The sequence below is a fragment of the Embleya australiensis genome (genome assembly GCF_051903075.1).
Lineage (GTDB): Bacteria > Actinomycetota > Actinomycetes > Streptomycetales > Streptomycetaceae > Embleya.
In genome coordinates, this window is the sequence record NZ_CP182422.1 from 2,654,608 (window position 1) to 2,673,103 (window position 18,496).

At 71.9% G+C, this 18,496-nt stretch carries 16 protein-coding genes; 7 read left to right on the plus strand and 9 right to left on the minus strand.

Annotated elements, in window-relative coordinates; genetic code table 11:
* Positions 1–242: 242 nt before the first annotated feature.
* Positions 243–680, minus strand: coding sequence for a hypothetical protein (locus tag ACMXN5_RS11155; protein ID WP_439675128.1), 438 nt, complete (start codon positions 678–680; stop codon positions 243–245).
* A gap of 356 nt (positions 681–1,036) precedes the next feature.
* On the opposite strand from ACMXN5_RS11155, the gene ACMXN5_RS11160 reads away from it, so the two are divergent.
* The 3 genes from ACMXN5_RS11160 (at position 1,037) to ACMXN5_RS11170 (ending at position 5,941) form a co-directional block, all read left to right on the plus strand.
* Complete coding sequence (locus ACMXN5_RS11160) at positions 1,037–2,044, plus strand: transcriptional regulator (protein WP_439675129.1); 1,008 nt, start codon at positions 1,037–1,039, stop codon at positions 2,042–2,044.
* A gap of 99 nt (positions 2,045–2,143) precedes the next feature.
* Positions 2,144–4,621 (plus strand): helicase-associated domain-containing protein, encoded by a 2,478-nt coding sequence (locus ACMXN5_RS11165; RefSeq protein WP_439675130.1) that lies wholly within the window; start codon positions 2,144–2,146, stop codon positions 4,619–4,621.
* 105 nt (positions 4,622–4,726) lie between these two features.
* A complete protein-coding gene (locus ACMXN5_RS11170; RefSeq protein ID WP_439675131.1) occupies positions 4,727–5,941 on the plus strand; it encodes a cytochrome P450 in 1,215 nt (404 codons plus the stop codon).
* A gap of 78 nt (positions 5,942–6,019) precedes the next feature.
* Here ACMXN5_RS11170 and ACMXN5_RS11175 read toward each other — a convergent pair whose 3' ends face one another.
* The 5 genes from ACMXN5_RS11175 to ACMXN5_RS11195 all read right to left on the minus strand — a co-directional run bounded on the left by ACMXN5_RS11175 (position 6,020) and on the right by ACMXN5_RS11195 (position 10,343).
* Positions 6,020–7,318, minus strand: a complete 1,299-nt coding sequence (locus ACMXN5_RS11175; protein ID WP_439675132.1) for a cytochrome P450 — start codon at positions 7,316–7,318, stop codon at positions 6,020–6,022.
* Positions 7,315–7,938, minus strand: a complete 624-nt coding sequence (locus tag ACMXN5_RS11180) for a GTP-binding protein (protein WP_439675133.1) — start codon at positions 7,936–7,938, stop codon at positions 7,315–7,317. The genes ACMXN5_RS11175 and ACMXN5_RS11180 overlap by 4 nt, the downstream gene beginning before the upstream one ends.
* Complete coding sequence (locus ACMXN5_RS11185) at positions 7,919–8,278, minus strand: DUF742 domain-containing protein (RefSeq protein WP_078977125.1); 360 nt, start codon at positions 8,276–8,278, stop codon at positions 7,919–7,921. Before ACMXN5_RS11185 ends, ACMXN5_RS11180 begins: the two co-directional genes overlap by 20 nt.
* Positions 8,275–8,739, minus strand: a complete 465-nt coding sequence (locus ACMXN5_RS11190) for a roadblock/LC7 domain-containing protein (protein WP_395789703.1) — start codon at positions 8,737–8,739, stop codon at positions 8,275–8,277. The genes ACMXN5_RS11185 and ACMXN5_RS11190 overlap by 4 nt, the downstream gene beginning before the upstream one ends.
* Before the next feature lie 80 nt (positions 8,740–8,819).
* Entirely contained in the window at positions 8,820–10,343 is a 1,524-nt protein-coding gene (locus ACMXN5_RS11195) for a sensor histidine kinase (RefSeq protein WP_439675134.1), read from the minus strand.
* A gap of 776 nt (positions 10,344–11,119) precedes the next feature.
* On the opposite strand from ACMXN5_RS11195, the gene ACMXN5_RS11200 reads away from it, so the two are divergent.
* The 3 genes from ACMXN5_RS11200 to ACMXN5_RS11210 all read left to right on the plus strand — a co-directional run bounded on the left by ACMXN5_RS11200 (position 11,120) and on the right by ACMXN5_RS11210 (position 14,639).
* Positions 11,120–12,376, plus strand: coding sequence for a L,D-transpeptidase (locus ACMXN5_RS11200; RefSeq protein ID WP_439675135.1), 1,257 nt, complete (start codon positions 11,120–11,122; stop codon positions 12,374–12,376).
* Between the two features lie 132 nt (positions 12,377–12,508).
* On the plus strand, positions 12,509–13,693 hold the full coding sequence (locus tag ACMXN5_RS11205) for a L,D-transpeptidase (protein ID WP_439675136.1): 1,185 nt from the start codon (positions 12,509–12,511) through the stop codon (positions 13,691–13,693).
* 250 nt (positions 13,694–13,943) lie between these two features.
* The gene (locus ACMXN5_RS11210; protein WP_439675137.1) at positions 13,944–14,639 is read left to right on the plus strand and encodes a DUF6629 family protein; all 696 of its coding nucleotides are present in this window, start codon (positions 13,944–13,946) and stop codon (positions 14,637–14,639) included.
* A 36-nt stretch (positions 14,640–14,675) separates the two neighbouring features.
* Here ACMXN5_RS11210 and ACMXN5_RS11215 read toward each other — a convergent pair whose 3' ends face one another.
* Together ACMXN5_RS11215 and ACMXN5_RS11220 are read right to left on the minus strand one after the other, a co-directional pair.
* Positions 14,676–15,692, minus strand: a complete 1,017-nt coding sequence (locus tag ACMXN5_RS11215; protein WP_439675138.1) for an S-adenosylmethionine:tRNA ribosyltransferase-isomerase — start codon at positions 15,690–15,692, stop codon at positions 14,676–14,678.
* Positions 15,689–16,396, minus strand: a complete 708-nt coding sequence (locus tag ACMXN5_RS11220) for an SDR family NAD(P)-dependent oxidoreductase (protein WP_439675139.1) — start codon at positions 16,394–16,396, stop codon at positions 15,689–15,691. Before ACMXN5_RS11220 ends, ACMXN5_RS11215 begins: the two co-directional genes overlap by 4 nt.
* A 134-nt stretch (positions 16,397–16,530) precedes the next feature.
* On the opposite strand from ACMXN5_RS11220, the gene soxR reads away from it, so the two are divergent.
* The gene (gene soxR / locus ACMXN5_RS11225; protein WP_201260865.1) at positions 16,531–17,007 is read left to right on the plus strand and encodes a redox-sensitive transcriptional activator SoxR; all 477 of its coding nucleotides are present in this window, start codon (positions 16,531–16,533) and stop codon (positions 17,005–17,007) included.
* A gap of 46 nt (positions 17,008–17,053) precedes the next feature.
* Here soxR and ACMXN5_RS11230 read toward each other — a convergent pair whose 3' ends face one another.
* On the minus strand, positions 17,054–18,325 hold the full coding sequence (locus ACMXN5_RS11230; RefSeq protein ID WP_439675140.1) for a hypothetical protein: 1,272 nt from the start codon (positions 18,323–18,325) through the stop codon (positions 17,054–17,056).
* Positions 18,326–18,496: the final 171 nt, after the last annotated feature.

Here is an 18,496-nt window from a genome sequence, read left to right on the forward strand (position 1 = left end):
GCTTCGGACCGGCTGTGGACCGGCTGTGGCGCGGCTTCAGACCGGCCGCAGACCGCCCCGGGCCGGCCCCGATCCGGACCGACGCACGGACCCGCCCCGGCCGAGAGGCCCCACGCACGGACGCGCCCCCCGGCCGAGAGGCCGAGGGGCGCGTCGCGTCTTGCCGATACCGGTCGGGTCGAGCAGGTATTGGGGGAGCCGCTCGTGATGTCAGGTCTCCGACCGGTACGTCCTGGGCGACCTCAGATCGCCTGCTGGTGGCGCTCGGCGAGCGCGCGGGCCGCCTCCGCGATCGCCGCGCGCACGTGCCGCAGCGTGGTCAGGCGGTTGTCGGGCGTGGGCGGCACCAGCCACACCAGCGGGCCGTCGTTCTGCTCCGGCGGCGGCGGGAAGGTGATCCACGCGCCGCGCCCGTGGTGGCGCGGGCCGAGCCGGCGCTCGCGCGGGCGCATCGGCATCACGGCGGTCGGCGGTACGAGGAATCCGATCCGGCGGTAGCGGCGGTCGAAGATGACCGGTCCGACCGGCACGCGGTGTGCGTGCAGTGTCTCCAGGGCCGCCCGACCGAGCCGGTCCTCCACCTCGATCACGTCGAACGTCTCGCCGGCGGCGACCAGGCGAGGTGCGTACGGGTTCCGAAGCGCGTCCTGCGGCAGCGCTGCCAGCGTCGTTCGGTTCACGTCGGCGTCCATCGGTGAGGCGGTCCTCTCGTTTCGTCGTGGAAACGGAATCGTCCTCGGGGGCCGGGGAGGTCCTCGAAGCGTCCTCTGTGTCCTGCACATGCCAGAGACGTCCGAGTTGTGCGTCGTCCGTCCTGCCCTTAGATGCAACCAGGCCGGCACACGGTGTGACGAGGCCCGCGGTGGGACTCCTGAAGGACGCGCTGAGGACTCTTGCCGCCCTAACGGGCTAGAGGCATGACGCCGCAGGTGGGACGGGGTCACGATCGAGATCCAGCACGGATCTTTCGGACCCGATGTATCGCGTGAGCGGGTCCTCCAGTCATGTCCGTCAACCGACGCGTATGGAGGACGCGGTGCAACGACGTACCTTTCTGGCCGGCGCCGCCGTCGCCGGCCTCACGGCGAAGACATCCGCCGCGTACGCCTCCTCGGCGCCGGCACCCGCCCTCCCCGACCCCGCCGCCTATGTCGCCACCACCGCCCGCCTGCGGTCCCGCTACTGGATCGAGGAACCGGGGCGGCTGCTCCCGGTGGTGGCCGAACACGCCCGCCACGGTGCCCGGCTGTTGGCCGAGGGACCCGAGGGCGCGCACTACTCCGCGATCGCGGAGACCGCGCTGCTCGCGTCCCGGATCGCCTTCTTCGACCTGAGCCTGCGCGGGCCGCACGTGCGGCGCTGGCAGGACCTCGCGTTGGAGGCGGCGGACCGGGGCCGGGACGGCTCGCTGGCCGCGGCCGTGCTCGGGCACATGGCCTTCGCGCCGGCCTGGACGGGGCGCGGCACCGAGGCCCGGGACACGCTGGCCGCGGCGCGGGAGCGGACCACGAGCGGCGACGCGGGTCCGACGCTGCGGGCGTGGTTGGACGCGATCGCGGCGGAGGCGGAGGTGCGGCTGGGTACACCCGACGCGGCCTTTCCGCTGCTGGACCGGGCCGCCGAGACGTTCGCGCCGCCGGACACACCCGGGTCGTGGACGGCGGACGGCCCGCCGGCCTGGCTGGACTGGTTCTCGGCGGCCCGTCTGGAGGGTTTCCGGGGCGCCGCGGAGGTGGCCGCCGGGCGCTCGGCGGAGGCGCGGGCAACGCTGGAACGCACCCTGGCGGGGCTGCCGGCGCACAGCCACAAGCAGCGCGCGATGACACTGGCCGAACTGGCCGCGACGGCGGTCGGCGCCCGCGAGCCACAGGACGCGTGCCGGCTGCTGGAGGAGGCGCTCGACCTTGTCGGCGTACAGGGATACGCGACGGCGGTGGACCGCGTCCGCACGGTACGGGCCTCACTGGCCCCATGGTCCCGCGAACCCTTCGTCCGCGACATCGACGACCGCCTACGCACAGGCGGCGGGGTACAGCCGGGATAGGCCCGCCGCGCCCTGGGCCGGGGCTGCTTGGGCGCGGCGCCGGCCGGACCGACGTTGAGCTCCGGCGGCGGCCGGCCTCGTGTGCCCTACGCTCGTTGCGTGGATTGTGTTGCTTCGGTGGAGCGCTGGCTCGCGGGGTTGTCGGTCGAGCGGTTGACGGCCCTGTTGGAGGAGCGGGCGTTGCCGCGCTCGGCCGGATACACGCGGGTGGCCGGCTTCGGCGAGTTGGCGCGGTTCCTTGTGGCGGACGAGTCCGTGATGGTGGGGCTGTCGCGCGTCACCGCGGGTGACATCGCGCTGTTGGCGGCGGTGGCGTTGCGGGCGTTGGAGGAGTACGGCCCGGTACCGGACGAGCGCCCGCCCGTGCCCGCGTGGTCGGCGGCGGCGGTGCCCCCATCGGTCGAGCCGTACGACCGCCTCGTGTCCGAACCCGAGTTGCTGGACCGACTGGCGGCTGCCGGCGTATCGCGAGAGCGCGTGGCCGAGACCATGGCCGGGTTGCGCGAGCGGGCGCTGTTGTTGCCCGCACCGAGCGGCCGGCTGGCGGTGCCGTCGCTGTTGCACACGCTCGCGGCGGACCTGGCCGGATTCGGGGCGGCCGCCGAACGGCTGTTGACCACCGCGTTCAACGCGTCCGAGGTCAGGCGCGTCGCCTCGGGGCTCGGCCTCGGCGACGTGCGGACCCGCGCCGACGCGCAGCGTGGAATCGTGGCGGTGCTCTCCGATCCCGAACGGGTACGCGCCATGGTCGCCGACGCGCCGCGGGACGCCTTGGACCTGTTGGAGCACCTGGTGCCGGGGCCACCGCTGTTGCGCACGCACTGTTTCGTGCCGATCGGCGGCCGGTATTACGGCCCCGGCGCCAAGTACACGTTTCGCGAAGGTGGTTCCGGCGATCCGGGTACCGACTGGCTGGCCGCGCGGGGCATGCTCGTCCCCGTCGATCAGGACCTGGTCGAGATGCCGTACGAGGTGGCGCGTGCCCTGCGCACCGACGACGCGGCCCTGCCGATCGCCTTGACTCCCGAGCCGTTGACCCGGACCACGCCGCTCCCACGCGGCACCGACGAACACGGCGCCGGGGCGGCCGCTGCCGCCGCCTGGCGCGCGGAGCTGGTCCTGCGGGAGTTGGCCGCCCGCCCGCTCGCCGTGCGCAAGGCCGGCGGCATCGCGGTGCGCGACACCCGTCGACTGGCCAAGGCCGCCGGCGCAAGCGAGGAACACACCCGCCTGTGGCTGGACTTGGCGGTGAACGCCGGCCTGGCCGCACCGCACGTGGACGCGCCGGAGCCCAAGCAGGGCAAACGGCCGGGCAAACGGGCGGCCTCGACGCCACCCCCGGCGGCGCGACTGCTGCCCACGGAGCGCTACGACGACTGGGTGGCCGCCTCGCCCGCGGGCAAGTTGTTGCCGCTGATCGCTACATGGGCGGTGGTGCCGGAGGTGTTCACATGTTGGCCCGAGGACGCGGGCGAGACGCCCGTGGCCCTGGTCAGTCCGCAGGACGGTGTCGCGGTGCCGCTGCGCCATGGCGTGTTGCGCGCCCTCGCGACCCTTCCCGAAGGGCGTGGTCTCGCGCAGGGGCCCGAGGCGAGGGCCGAACTGTTCGAGCGTGCCGCGTGGTTCCAACCCGCCCTCGGCACCTCCCTCCTGGGCGATGTCTCCGACACATCCGAGGAGCACGCGCAGTTCGACGGACGACTTGCCGCGACACTGGCCGAGGCGGAACTGCTCGGACTGGTGGCCGGCGGCGCGCTCACCGGGATCGGCCGCGCGGTCGGCGCGTTCCTCGACGCGCGCGCCGCCGACCACTTCCCCGCCGTCCCCGGCGCCGACGCCGATCCGGAGGCATCCGGACTCGACGGTCTCGGCATCGACGTCACCCGACGCCCCGTACTCGCGCGCGCCGTCGCCGCGTTGCGCGACGCGTTGCGCACGACGCTGCCCGCGCCGAGCACCACCGCCCGGTTCCAATCCGACCTGACCGCCACCGTGACCGGCGCCCCGGCGCCCGAACTCGCCGAACTGCTGTCCGGCGTCGGCGACATCGAGTCCGAGGGGCACGCCGTGGTCTGGCGGATCAGCGCGGCTTCCCTCCGCCGCGCCTATGACGCGGGCCACAGCGCGGACGAAGTCGCCGAACGCCTTTCCGCCGCCTCCGCGAACGGGCTCCCCCTACCCCAGCCACTGGCGTACACGATCAAGGACACCGCGCGAACCCACGGGCGGCTGCGGGTGGTTCGCTCGGCCTGCTGCATCCGCTGTGACGACCCGGCGCTGATCGCCGAGGTCGCCGGCGCCCGCGCCCTGGCCAAACTGGGCCTGCGCCGCATCGCCCCGACCGTGTTGATCTCGACCGCGCCGCCCGAGGAGACGCTGACCGCGCTGCGCGGTGCGGGCTACGCACCGGCTCTGGAGGCCGAGACCGGCACCACGGTCCTGGAGCGTGCACCCGCGCAACGCGCCCCGAACCACCTCCTCGCGGTGGACCAGCCCCTGGCGCGGCACACCGCGCCCATCCCTGGAATGCCGGCCGACGCCCGCGAACTCGCGGAACGACTGACCGCGCGAGGCTGAGGCCGGTCCCGCGGGCGGGGTGGACCCCGGGGCGGTTGGGTCCATAGCCTGGGGCGGTTGGTTGATGATCTTCGATCGCGTTGCGGGACAAGGGGATTCGATTCGATGACCGCTCTGGACGTGCCCGACATACTTTCGCCCGAGTTCGCGGCCGATCCGTATCCCCTCTACCGGAGCATGCGGGACGAACACCCGCTGCTGTGGCACGAGGGCATGCAGAGTTGGGTCATCTCGCGCTACGCGGACCTCGAACGGGCCTTCAAAGAGCCGGTGTTCACCACCGACAACTACGACTGGCAGCTGGAGCCCGTGCACGGGCGGACCATCCTGCAGATGAGCGGGCGCGAACACGCGGTCCGGCGCGCGCTGGTGGCACCGGCGTTTCGCGGAAACACCCTTCAGGAAACGTTCATGCCGGTGATCGAGCGCAACGCCCGGCAGCTGGTGGACACCTTCCGGGCGCGCGGATCGGTGGATCTGGTACCGGAGTTCGCCCAGCGCTTCCCGGTCAACGTGATCGCCGACATGCTCGGCCTGGACCAGGCCGACCACGAGCGGTTCCAGGGCTGGTACACCTCGGTCATCGCGTTCCTGGGCAACCTGAGCCAGGACCCCGGTGTGGCCGCCGCCGGGCTGCGCACCCGGGACGAGTTCGCCGCGTACATGTTGCCGCTGATCGCCGAGCGGCGGGCGAACCCGGGCGAGGACCTGCTGTCCACGCTGTGCCTGGCCGAGATCGACGGCACCCGGATGAGCGACGAGGACATCAAGGCCTTCTGCAGCCTGCTGCTCGCCGCCGGCGGCGAGACGACGGACAAGGCGATCGCGAGCCTGTTCAAGAACCTGCTCGAACACCCCGACCAACTCGCCGCGGTGCGCGCCGACCGCTCACTGATCCCACGGGCGTTCGCCGAGACGCTGCGCTACTCGCCGCCGGTGCACATGATCATGCGCCAACCCGCCGAGGACGTCGAACTCGCCGGCGGTGTGGTGCCCGCGGGCAGCACGCTCACCTGCCTGATCGGCGCGGCGAACCGGGACGATCGGCGCTACGCGCACCCCGACCGGTTCGACATCTTCCGCGAGGACCTGACCGCCAAGACCGCGTTCTCCGCGGCGGCCGACCACCTGTCCTTCGCGCTCGGCCGGCACTTCTGCGTCGGCGCGCTGCTCGCGGTGGCCGAGGTCGAGGTCGGCACCAACCAACTCCTGGACGCGATGCCCGACTTGGCCTTCGCCCCGGGCTTCGCACCCGTCGAGAAGGGCGTGTTCACCCGCGGCCCGGTCGCTCTGCCGGTCACGTTCACCCCCACGGCCTGACCGCGCCGTCCCGCGCGCCGAAAATCGGACGCCCCATCCGGGGACGGGCCATGCGCCCGTCCCCGCGCCGACCCGGGATCACCCCACGTACGCCGGGGTGAACTCGACCGGAAGGTTCTCCAGGCCGCGCATCCACACCGAGTCGCGCCAGACCAGCTCCCGGGTGGGCACCGACAGGTTGACGTCGGGCAGCCGGTCGAGCAGCACCTCGATCGCCGCCCGCGCGATCACCTCGGCCAACTCCGGCGCCGGGTACGGGCAGCGGTGCTCGCCGTGGCTGAACGACATGTGCGCGCTGTTCCCCGCCGCGCCGGCGTGCGAGTCGGGCCGCACCTGCGGGTCGGTGTTGGCCGCGGACAGCCCGAGCACCAGCAGATCGCCCGCCTTGATCTTCTGCCCGCCGAGCACCGTCGAGCGCACCGCCCAGCGGCCGATGAAGTTCTGCGTCGGGGTGTCCTCCCACAACACCTCGTTCAGCGCCTGCCCGACGCTGCGCCGGCCGCCGGACAGGGTCAGCGCGAAACGGTCGTCGGTCAGCATCAGCCGCAGCGTGTTGCCGATCCAGTTCGCGGTGGGCTGCTGGGCGGCGGCCATCACCACGAGCATGTCCTGGATCAGTTCCTCCTCGCCCAGCTCGGCCGGGTGCACCAGCAGCCGCGACGGCACGTCGGCACCGGGCCGTTCGCGCTTGCGCTCCAACAACCGGGCCATCGTGGCCCGTACCCGCAGGTGCGCGTCCACCGCGCCCTCGCCGCCGTCCAACGAACCGGCCAGGTCCCGGACCAGATCCGGGGTCTCGTCCTCGGGCAGCCCGAACAGCCGGGCCACCACCAGCGAGGGCAGCCGGTGCGCGTAGTCCGCCATCAACTCGGCCTCGCCCACCCCGGCGAACTCGTCGACCAGCCGGTCCGCGATCCGCTCGGCCTGGGCGCGCAGTTCGAACTGGTCCACCGCCGAGAGCGCGTCGCTGATCGCCCCGGCCCGGCGCCGGTGCTCGGGCCCCTCGGTGAACATCACCGACGGCTGGTAGCCGACGAACGGCATCAGCGGCCAGTCCGGCGCGATCCGATCCCACGCGTGCCAGCGCCGCGAGTCGCGGGCGAACATCTGGTCGTTCGCCGTGACATGGTGCACCTCGCGGTAGCCGAGCACGAACCACGCGGGGATGTCTCCGTCGAGCAGGATCGGCGCCACCGAGCCGTGCTCCTGGCGCAGTTTGCGATACATCCCGTGCGGGTCCTGCCACAACCCCGGGCCGGACAACCGCGCGGCGCCCTCGTGCGAGGGGTCGAGGGCCGGCCCGCCGCCCACGTGCGCGGGGCAACCCTGCGGCGGTGCGGGGGCGTTCGGGTCGTTGAGGTCCGAAGGCGTGGTCACAGGGCGTGCTCCCGGGCGAAGGACAACGTGTAGAGGTGGTTCACCAGCGCGATCAGCACGGCCTTGCTGGACTCCCGGCTGCGCGCGTCGCAGTCGACCATCGGGATCTCCGCGGGCAGGGACAGCGCGTCGCGCACCTCCTCCAGCGTGTGCTCGGGCGGCCCGAAGTTGTTGCGGGCCAGGACGAACGGCATGCCGTGGTGCTCCAGCCGGTCGATCGCGTACCACGAGTCCTCGAGCCGCCTGGGGTCGACCAGCACGACCGCGCCGAGCGTGCCCGAGAAAAGCCGGTCCCACAGGAACCAGAAGCGCTCCTGCCCGGGAGCGCCGAACAGGTACAGCACCATCTCGTCGTTGAGCGAGATCCGACCGAAGTCGAAGGCGACCGTGGTGGTGGTCTTGCCGTCCGCGGCGCGCGCGTCGTCGATGCCCACACCCGCCCGGGTCATCGTCTCCTCGGTGTTGAGCGGACGTATCTCGCTCACCGAGCGCACCATCGTCGTCTTGCCGACGCCGAAGCCGCCCACGATGGCGATCTTGAGCCCGTCGCTCGCGGTGCTCGCCAGGGGGGTACGCACGGCCGCCTCGGACGTGGCGAGCTCAGAGGTTGTGGAGTCCAACGAGCACCTGCTTCAGGATCTCGGTATCGGGTAGTTGCGCCCGGCGCGGGGACAGGCGCGGGTGCCGCGCGGTGATTCGCCCCGTGTCGAGCAGGTCGCAGAGCAGGATCTTCACCACGCCCACGGGCAGGCCCAGTTCGGCGGCGATCTCCACCACGGCGGTCGGTCGATCGCACATCCGCAGGATCCGCACGTGCTCGGACTGCATGCCCGGCGTGGGTTCGCACTCGCTGACGATCAGGGTGACCAGGTCGAACGCGTCCTCGTCGGCGCGCGTTCGACCGTTGGTGACCGTGTACAGCCGGTCCGGATCGCCGCTGTCGACTGGCCGCCGGATCATGCCGATCGGCCGCCTTCGTCGAAGTTCCGAGCCGGTGTGCTCAGATACTCGCCGATCTGCTCGACCAATTCGTTCATGTTGTGTCCGACCACCCCGGCGTCCGCGTCGTCGTCCGCGATCACCGCGAGGTGGGCGCCCTCGCCGGCCTCGACGATGAACAGGATGCCGCCGTGGAACTCGGTCATCGACTGGCGCACGCCGCCGCTGCCGTCGCCGAACTCGATCGACGCGCCGTGCGACAGGCTCTGGATGCCGGACGCGATGGCGGCGAGCTGGTCGGCCTGGTCGATCGTCAGCCCGCCGGTACGGCACAACTTCAGGCCGTCCTTGGACAACACCAGCGAGTGCCGCGTGCCCGGGGTGCGCTCGATCAGGTTCTCCAGGAGCCAGTCGAGGTCACGCTCGGACCGCCGTTGCGAATCGGTCCGCTGCGCTTCGGTGCCGTGTGCTGTTGCGCTCATAGGGCTTCCGGGGTGGACATCGTTCGGATGCCCGCCCCCGCCTCCGTTCTCTCGTTGCGTACCACCCGGCGAAGGGGCGATCAGGACTTGTCGTCGGGGGACGCCGTCACGTCCCGACCCGGTCGTTCGCCCTGTACCGCCTGGCGGAACGCGCCGAAGCGGGCCCCGGGCGCGGGGCGCGGTTTGCTCTCGCGGGAACCGGCGTCCGAGCGCGACTCGGCCCGCTCGGCCGCCTTGGCCGCGGCGGCCAGGGTCTGTCCGGGGCGGCGCTTGGCCAGCCCGGAGAGCGTGGGTGCGGGCGCCGGCTCGGCCACCGAGGGCGCCGCGGGAGCCGCAGGAGTCACGGGCGCAGCAGGCGCTGCGGGCGCCTCCGCGATCGCCCGGGTCACGGGCGCCGCCTCCACGGGATGCGCCCGCCCCGAACGCACCTCGGGCGCGGCCCGCTTGCGCGGCTCGGGCCGGATCTCGCCGACCAACTGCCGCGGAATCATCACCACGACGCCCGTACCGCCACGCGAGGACGGCCGGAAGGACACGGTCAGCCCGTGCTTGCGGGCCAGACAACCCACCACGGCCAGCCCCAGCCGCGTCCCGGACAGCGTGGTCAGGTCCAACGCGTCGGCCGAGACCGCCTGTTCGGCGCGCCGCAGGGCGAACTCGCCCATCACCAGGCCGCCGTCCTCCACCGTGACCACGACGCCCGCCGGCACGTCCTCGACGTAGACGTGCACCTGCTCGGACGGCGGCGAGAACTTGGTCGCGTTGTCCATCAGTTCGGCCAGCGCGTGCATCACGCCCTCGGCCGCGTAGCCGGCCACCGCCGCCTCGCTGGTGGAGTGCACCCGCACCCGCTGGTAGGCGCTGATCCGGCCGACCGCGCCGCGCAGGATGCTCTCCATCACGATCGGCTTGGTCCAGCGCCGCCCCGAACGCGCGCCGGTGAGCACCGCGATGCTGTCCGCGAGCCGGCCCGCCTGGGCGGTGCTGTGGTCGAGCCGGAGCAGGTCGCCGAAGACCTCCTCGCCGTGCCGGCCCTCCATCTCGCGCAGGTCGGCGAGCATGCTGGTGGACAACGCCTGCACCCGGCCGGCGGCGTTCGCACACGCCGACATCGCGGCGGCACGCATCCGTTCACCCTGGCCCACCTCACGGGCCACGGTGGTCAACATCCGCTCCAGCGCCTCGTGTTGCGGCGTGGGTACACCGGCCAGGGCGGTCTCCACCGACGCGCCCTCGCGCAGCAGCGCCACCAGCGCGGGCAACGTCTGGTCGGCGACCCGGGCCGCCTCGGCCTGGAACGCGGACATCCGGTCCCGGTTGGCATCGTTCCAGCGGGCCGCGTCACCCTCCAACGTGGCGACTCTGGCGCGCAACAGGTCCGCGGTGCCGATCGCGTAGATGGTGGCCGCGACCGCGATGGCCAACGCCAACGCGACCGCCACGCCGCCCACCGCGACGGTGGTGCGATGCTTCGAGCCGACGGCCGACACCGCCCACACGACCGCGCCTGCGGTACAGATCGACACGACCGCGAAGGCGAGCAGTGGCCGCCCCATCGGGGGCCGTTCGGACCGGACGCGAGGGGGCATGTCTACTGCTGACATCAAGCGGATCCTCGTTGCCGGGGGCTGGTCGGGCGTGAGCCTACCGGGCCGGATCCGGACGTGCCCAACACCGACCTTCCGGACGCATGCGTAGCCTGACGTGTCGTCAACTGGGCTGATATGTCCGTGAGTTACCCATCTCTCCGACGGCCGATCGAGCCGGCGCAAACCCCCGCCGAGAGGGAATCCGGCCACGTCCGACCGGATTTGGCGCCCGCGCCCACCGACCCCCACCCACCCGCGCCCGACGCCCCGCGACACCGCGCGAAGCCCCTGCGGCGGTGATCAGTCTCACGTACGAAGCATCCGAAAAGGGGCCGCGCAACCGGCCCCCGCACGACCCGCGAGCACGCGTGGCCGACCGCGAGCGCCACCCGTATATAGGGGAGACATGGCGAAGCCGATCGCGGCGCGACGCCCATACCCTCCCCGACCGCGCCCACGCAAGTACACGAAGCGCGGCCTCCGTGTCGGCCGCGCCGCACGCACGGTCGCCACGAGCATCCCGACGCCGCGCGATCCGCCGACGCGTCGGCCCGCAATCCACCGCACAACCGACGCACCCCCGTCACCGGCGCCGACCACCACCGGGCCGCGCGGACCGTCGAACCGAGGACCCATCGACGACCCGCCCACCAAAACGAGACGTACATCACATCCCTCGGAGAGCAACCTGAGACCCCCTCCGGAAGTCAATGATGCGGAGACTCGCATCGCGCGGCCTCCGTCTTTTCGACCCGTTGTGAAGGGAATCCCGAAACGTGGCAGGTAAAGCGATGCGACGGCGCACCGTTCCGGCCGTTCTGATCGCCGGCGCGATCCTGTTCACGGGGGCCTGCGGGCTGCTGGGCGGCGACGACAAGGGCGACAAGACGAGCAACGCGGGCAGCGAATCCAAGGTCGTCCCCGGCTCGGCCGGCGGCACCCCGGGCACCGAGTCCGGCAAACCCCCCGAGCCGGCCAAGGGGGCCGCGCCGCAGGTGACCATGACGCCCGAGGACGGCGCCACCGGCGTCGACCTCGCCGATCCGCTGACCTTCGCGATCGAGGGCGGCAAGGTCTCCGCGGTCAAGGTGACCAACGCGAGGGGCGAACAGGTCGACGGCACCCTGTCGCCCGACGGCAAGTCCTGGAAGCCGAAGGTCCCGTTCACCCCCGGCGGCCAGTACACGGTGAGCACCACCGCCACCAACACGGACAACCAGCCGACCACGATCTCCACCAGGTTCACCACCCAGACGCTGGGCAAGGAGGTGACCGCCTCGATCTTCCCCGACGGTGGGACCGTCGGCGTCGGTCAGCCCGTCTCGGTGCGCTTCGACCGGCCGATCACCAACAAGGCCGAGGCGGAGAAGGCGATGAAGGTCACCGCGACGCCCGCGGTGTCCGGCGCGTGGCACTGGTTCGGCAACACCCGGGTGGAGTGGCGGCCCAAGGACTATTGGAAGGCCGGCACCAAGGTCAAGGTCGACCTCAACCTGCGCGGCGCCGACCTCGGCGGCGGCGCGGGCTCCAAGCAGTACAAGAGCTTCAACTTCGCGATCGGCAACGTCGCGCGGATCTCCACGGTCGATGTCGCGAGCAAGACGATGACCACCACCGAGAACGGCAAGGTGGTCAAGACCACCAAGGTCACCACCGGCGAGTCCCCCAAGTACGACACCTGGGGCGGCGTGATGGTGGTGATGGAGAAGTACGAGAAGACCCGGATGAACTCGGCGACCGTGGGCCTGGGCAAGGAGTACGACATCGCGGACGTCCCGTGGGCGGTCCGGATCACCACGTCGGGCACGTTCGTGCACGGCAACTACTGGTACGACAAGGCCAATCCGCCCTTCGGCCGGGCCAACACCAGCCACGGCTGCGTGAGCATGACGCCCGAGGACGCCAAGTGGTTCTACGACCACGCCGATCGCGGCGACGTGGTCAAGGTGGTCAACTCCAAGGAGCGCGCGGTCGCGGCCGACAACGGCTACGGCGCGTGGAACCTGACCTGGCCCCAGTGGTTGGCCGGCAGCGCGACCAAGGAGTAATCCCCGGGCGCGACGCGTCCGGAGACCAGTGAGACCTCGATCACAGGGCCCCTCGTGCAACGGCCACGCGGCCGGCAGCGTCCCTCAGGTGAATCCACCTGATCGGACGGCTTAGCCCGGGGGGCCCTTTTCATGACCGGTATCACCCAGCGTGTCGGGGTCGCGGCGTTCGTCGCGGCGACCCTGTTGTTGACCGGAGCCTGTAGCAAGGACGACGCGAAGAAGTCGGCGGACCCGGCGAAGGCGGCCGGTGAGAACCGCGCCGGCCCGGCCGAGCCCGCCGTGGTCACCCTGACCCCCGTGGACAAGGCCACCGGCGTCGACCCGGGCGCCCCGGTGAAGATCGCGGTCGGCGGCGGCAAGGTGTCCGAGGTCAAGGTGACCAACGCGAGCGGCGAGGCGGTCGACGGCGCGCTGAACGGCGACTCCTGGAAGCCGAAGGTGCCGTTCATGTACGGCGGCAAGTACACGGTCACCGCCACCGCCGTCAACGCGGAGAACAAGCCGACCACCGCCAATGCGGCGTTCACCGTGCTCAATCCGACGCAGGCGGCCACCGCCACCTTCATGCCGGACGCGGACGCCACGGTCGGCGTGGGCCAGCCGGTGTCGATCACCTTCGACCAGCCGGTGAAGAACCGCAAGGCGGTACAGGAGGCGATCAAGGTCACCGCCACGCCCGCCGTCGAGGGCGCCTGGCACTGGTTCGGCAACTCGCGGGTGGACTGGCGGCCGAAGGAGTACTGGCCGACCGGCACCCAGGTGAAGGTGGACCTGAACCTGCGCGGCGTGGACCTCGGCGGCGGGGTGATGTCCAAGCAGTTCAAGAGCTTCGGCTTCAAGATCGCGGACACCAAGCGCGTCGCCGTGGTGGACGCCAACGCGCACACGATGACCGTCTCCGAGAACGACCAGGTGGTCAAGACGATCCCGATCACCGCGGGCGAGGACCCCAAGTACACGACGTGGAACGGGATCATGGTGATGGAGGAGCGCTACCCCACCCTCGACATGAACTCGCAGACCGTCGGCCTGGGCAACGAGTACGACCAAAAGGCCGTGCCGTACGCGATGCGGATCACCGAGTCGGGCACGTTCCTGCACGCCAACACGTGGACCACGGTCAACCCGTTCGGCAACGCCAACACCAGCCACGGCTGCGTCTCGATGACGCTGGAGAACGCCAAGTGGATGTACGAGCGTTCGATCCGCGGGGACATCGTGCAGGTCAAGGGCAACGAGGAGAAGCCGGTGGCGGCCGACAACGGCTACGGCGCGTGGAACCTGACCTGGGAGCAGTGGACGGCCGGCAACTGACGCGCGGTTGTGGCCGGACCCGACACCGGGTCCGGCCACGCCAGGCCCCGTCGCACCCGCGTCGCCGGCGTCGACCGTGTTCGCGCCAACCATGCCGGACGGTCGGCGGTACGTGTGCCCTACACCCGGGCGTGACCCATCCCACGTCGATTCCCGGGGCCGAATGAGCGTATGAACTGTTGAACACACCAACCATGTGGGTACGCCTGCCACGGGACCACCCCACCCCTCCCCGTGAATCGAGGCAGCCGTGTGTTGGAGCGCCGGTGCGGACCTCGTGATGGGCAGTGCCATCACGGCGGTCGGCATAGCGAGCGTCGCCTCCGTGCGACGGATCAACGATCTGCCGATGGCGCTGTTGCCGGTCATCCTGGGCGCCCATCAGCTCGTCGAGGCGGTGGTGTGGCAGGGCGAGACGGGTGACGTGTCGGCGGGTACCGCCGAGATCGCGCGCGAGGCCTGGGCGGTGATCGCCTTCCCGCTGTTGCCCGCCTTCGTCCCGCTCGCGGTGCTGGCCGCCCAGTGGCCGCTCGCCCGGGGTCGGGAGCGGGTCCGGGCCACGTTCTTCATCGTGCTCGGCCTGGTGGTCGCGGGCGCCCTCGGGCACGCGCTCGTCTCGCGCCCGGTGAACGCCGAGATCTGCGGGAACACCGTGCGCTATTCGGTGGGCATTCCCGCCGCGCCGTGGGTGATCGCCGGCTATCTGGTCGCCACCCTGGGCTCGTTGTTGTTGGCCCGGGACCGGCTGTTGCGGTTCCTGGGCCTGGTCTGCGCCGTCGGCGCGGCGGTCACGATGCGTCTGTGGTTCCACGCGTTCGCGTCGACGTGGTGCGCGGTCGCGGCGGCGGCGAGCGTGATCGTGTTGTGGTGGGTACGCTCCCGGCGCCCCGCCCCACCGGGGAGCGCGGGCTCCTCGCCCGGGCCCGTGTCCGAGCTGGTGCGGTGAGCCGGCGGCCCGGAGGCGACTCCGGGCCGCCGCGGCTCAGGGCAGCAGCAGCGAGCTGTCCCCGAACTCGTGCCACAGGTAGTCCTCGGCCATCGCCGCGTCGTAGGCCCTGCGCACCACCGCCCGGCCCACCACCGCCTCCAGGAGCAGCAGGTGGGTGGCCTCGGGCGCGTGCAGGCCGCTGATCACGCCGTCGACCACCCGGGCCGGCCGGTCCGGGCCGAGCATCAGGTCGGTCCAGCCGCTCGCGGCGGCGATCTCGCCGTCGGGGCCCACCGCCGACTCCAGGGCCCGGGTCACCGTGGTGCCCACCGCGATCACCCGGCGGGCCCGACGTACCAGGTTCGCGGTGCTCTCCGGCACGGCGAACCACTCGCGCAGCGGCGGCTCGCCGACCTCCTGGGAGGACACCCCGGTGTGCAGCACGATCGGCGCGACGGTGACCCCGCGGGTGATCAGGTCGACCACCAGCTCGTGGGTGAACGGCCGCCCGGCGCTGGGCATCTCGGCGCTGCCCTCGTCCCGGGCGAAGATCGTCTGATACGCCGTCAGCGGCCAGCGCTCACGCACGTGGGCGTAGCTGATCGGCCGGCCGCGGTCGGCCAGGAAGGTCTCCACCCGGGCGTGCGGCACGGAGATCCGGGCCTTCCACAACCGCTGGGGGGTGTGCTCGTGCGGATACGGGTCCAGGAGCAGCGCCATGCCGCACCGGGTGCCGGGGAAGCGCACCGCCTCGAAGCGGCGCACCCCCGCCACCGGCCCGGGCGTGCCGTCGGTGTGCCGCAGTTCGACGATCCAGGTCTCCTCGTCGAGCCGGGTGGCGAAGTGCACGGTGACCGGCGAGCCGTCGGCGCGGTAACCGTCCACCGCGGCGGGCAGCGTCGCGGAGGTGTTCACCACGAGCAGGTCGCCGGGTCCCAGGTGCCGTCCGAGGTCGCGGAAGACGGTGTGCTCGACGTGCTCCCCCGTGTGCACGAGCAGCCGGACCCCGTCCCGCGCGAGCCCCCGCGCCTCGGCGGGTTCGGTGGCCTCATGCATCGTCGCGGTGGTCACGAGGTCACCGCCGGGGCGAACTCGGCGACCGTGTACCGCCCGCTCGCGGGACGCTCGTCGAACAAGCGCAGCAGGGCCGGCACCACGGTCTGGGGGTTCGGGCGATCCGAGACGTCCTCGCCGGGGAACGCCTGCTGATGCAGGTCGGTGTTCATGTCCCCGGGGTCGAACGCGTACACGTCCAGGTCCGGGTTCTCGGCGGCCAGCGTCGCGCCGACATGGTCGAGCGCCGCCTTGGCCGAGCCGTAGCCGCCCCAGCCGGGGTAGGCGTTGACGGCGGCGTCCGAGCTGATGTTCACCACCGCGCCGCGGTCGCCGTCGAGCAGGAAGGGCAGGGCGAGCCGGGTCAGCGCCAGCGGCGCGAACACGTTCACCTCGTACACCCGGACCAGGTCGGCCGGGGGGTGGGCGGCGAGCGGCGGCAGCGGGCTGGGCCCGAGCGCGCTCGCGTTGTTGACGAGCAGGTCGAGTCGACCGGACTCGCGGACCAGGTCGCGCAGTTCGCGACGGTGCGCGGGATCGGTCACGTCGCCGGCGACGGCGATCACGTCGGCGTCGCCCAGGGCGCGCAGTTCGCGGGCGGCCCGGTCCAGGTCGGCGGGCCCGCGGGCGTCCAGGATCAGCGTCCAGGAGCGGATGGCGAGCGCGCGGGCCAGGGCCAGGCCGAGGCCGCGCGAAGCGCCGGTGACGAGTGCGACAGGCATGGTGTTCTCCAGGGGAATTCCACACCCCACCCGGTGATGGGTTGCCCCTCTACACTGCAAGTTCAAGTGCACTTCAGGTCAAGCGACCGGGAGGCGCATCGCACGGAAACTTCGGACGAGACCTGGGAGACGGTGTGCTCACCGGAACGGACCTGTTGACGGTCGGGCAGATGACCGCGCGCAGCGGCTTCGCGGCATCCGCGCTGCGCTACTACGAGGCCGAGGGCCTGATCACCGCGAGCCGCACGACGGGCGGGCAACGCCGGTACGAGCGGCACATCCTGCGCCGGCTGGCGTTCATTCGGGCGGCGCAGAACATCGGCCTGTCGCTGGAGGAGATCCGGTCGGCGCTGAGCAACCTCCCGGAGGGCCGCACCCCCACCCCCGCCGACTGGGCCAAGATCAGCCGGGCCTGGCGCGGTCGTCTGGAGGAGGAGATCGAGGCCCTGGTACGGCTGCGCGACGGCCTGGAGCAGTGCATCGGCTGCGGGTGCCTGTCGATGAAGCGCTGCCGGATCTCCAACCCCGACGACCAGGCCGCCCGCTACGGCTCCGGCGCGGTGACGCTGCCGGAGCTGCTGCGCGAGGACCGGCGCCACCCCCACGGCTGACGCCGACCGGGCGGGACGGCGCCCAGGCCCGGCCGGCGGTCGGTCGTCAGTAGCGGTCGCGCACCACCGCGGCCTGTCGCGCGCCGGGCGCACCCGGCGCCGCAGGGGCCGCGGGCACCGAGGGCGCCCCGAGCGCCGCCCAGTCCGGCTTGGCGCCGACGTCGAAGGTGCGCAACTTCGCCAGCACCGCCGGATCCTGCGCGTCGAGCCAGTCCACCAGGTCGTGGAAGCTCACACACCTGGTCTCGGGGCGGGTACACGCCGTGCGCATCGCGCGTTCGACGGCCTTCATGTAGATGCCGCCGTTCCACCCCTCGAAGTGGTTGCCGATCAGCAGCGGCGCCCGGTTGCCGGTGTACGCGCGGTCGAAGCCCGCCATGTAGCTCGCGTACGCCTGGTCCTCCCACTCGCCGAACTTCGCCGGGTCGCCCTTGACCGTGCGCGACTGGTTGAACATCACGTTGTAGTCCATCGACAGGACCTCGAACTTGCGCCCCGGCAGCGGGATCTGCTGGAGCGGCAGGTCCCACACCCCGTTCACCTTGGCGGGCCACACCTGCCGCCCGCCGGGCGAACTGGCGTCGTAGCGGAAGCCGAGCGAGGGCGCCGCCGCGAGCAACGCCTTCTGTCCCTCCAGGCACGGCGCCCGGCCGCCGATGAGTTCCTTGTCGTAGTCGAACGGCAGCGCCGGCAGGTCGGTCCAGCCGGTGTTGGTCTTCCAGTTCTTCACGAACGCGCGCGACTGCTCCGTCTCGGCGCGCCAGTCCTCGGCCGACCACGAACCGCCGCCGGTGGGACCGCAGAAGTGTCCGTTGAAGTGGGTGCCGATCTCGTGGCCCTCCTGCCACGCGGCGCCGAGTTGCTCCAGCGTCATCCGCAGGTGGGCGTCGTCGAGGTAGCCGATGTCGGAGGCGCCGATCGGCTTGTGCGGCGGTTGATACCTGGCCTTCCTGGCCTCGGGCAGCACGTACACCCCGGACAGGAACAGCGTCATCCTGGCGTTGCTCTCCTTGGCCACCTGGCGGAAACGGGAGAACAACTTCTTGTCGTCCTCGCCGGCGCCGTCCCAGGAGAAGACCACGAACTGCGGCGGGGTCGCGCCGGGGGCCAGCTTCTCCGGCCTGGGCCGATGGGGCTGCTCGCCGGTGTTCGAGGTCGAGCCGTCGCCGATCAGGGTCGCCGGAGCCTGGGCGGCCGACCCCTGGGGAGGTCTCGCGGGTGCGGCGGCCTTCTGTTCGGGATCGTTCCCGTGGTCGCGGGCGAAGACGACGAAGCCGATGGCGGCGACCACCGCGACGACCAGGACGAGGACGGCCATGTTGCGGGATGATCGCACGAATGCCCCAAATGATTGGAAATATAGGGAAATCGACAGCAGGCTAGATCGGCCGCCGACCGGTGCGTCGACCCGCCCCGCCGGGCGGCCGGCCGGCACCACCACATGGGATGAACGGGTACCGCCACTCGGCCGCAGTGTGAGCGGCCGCAC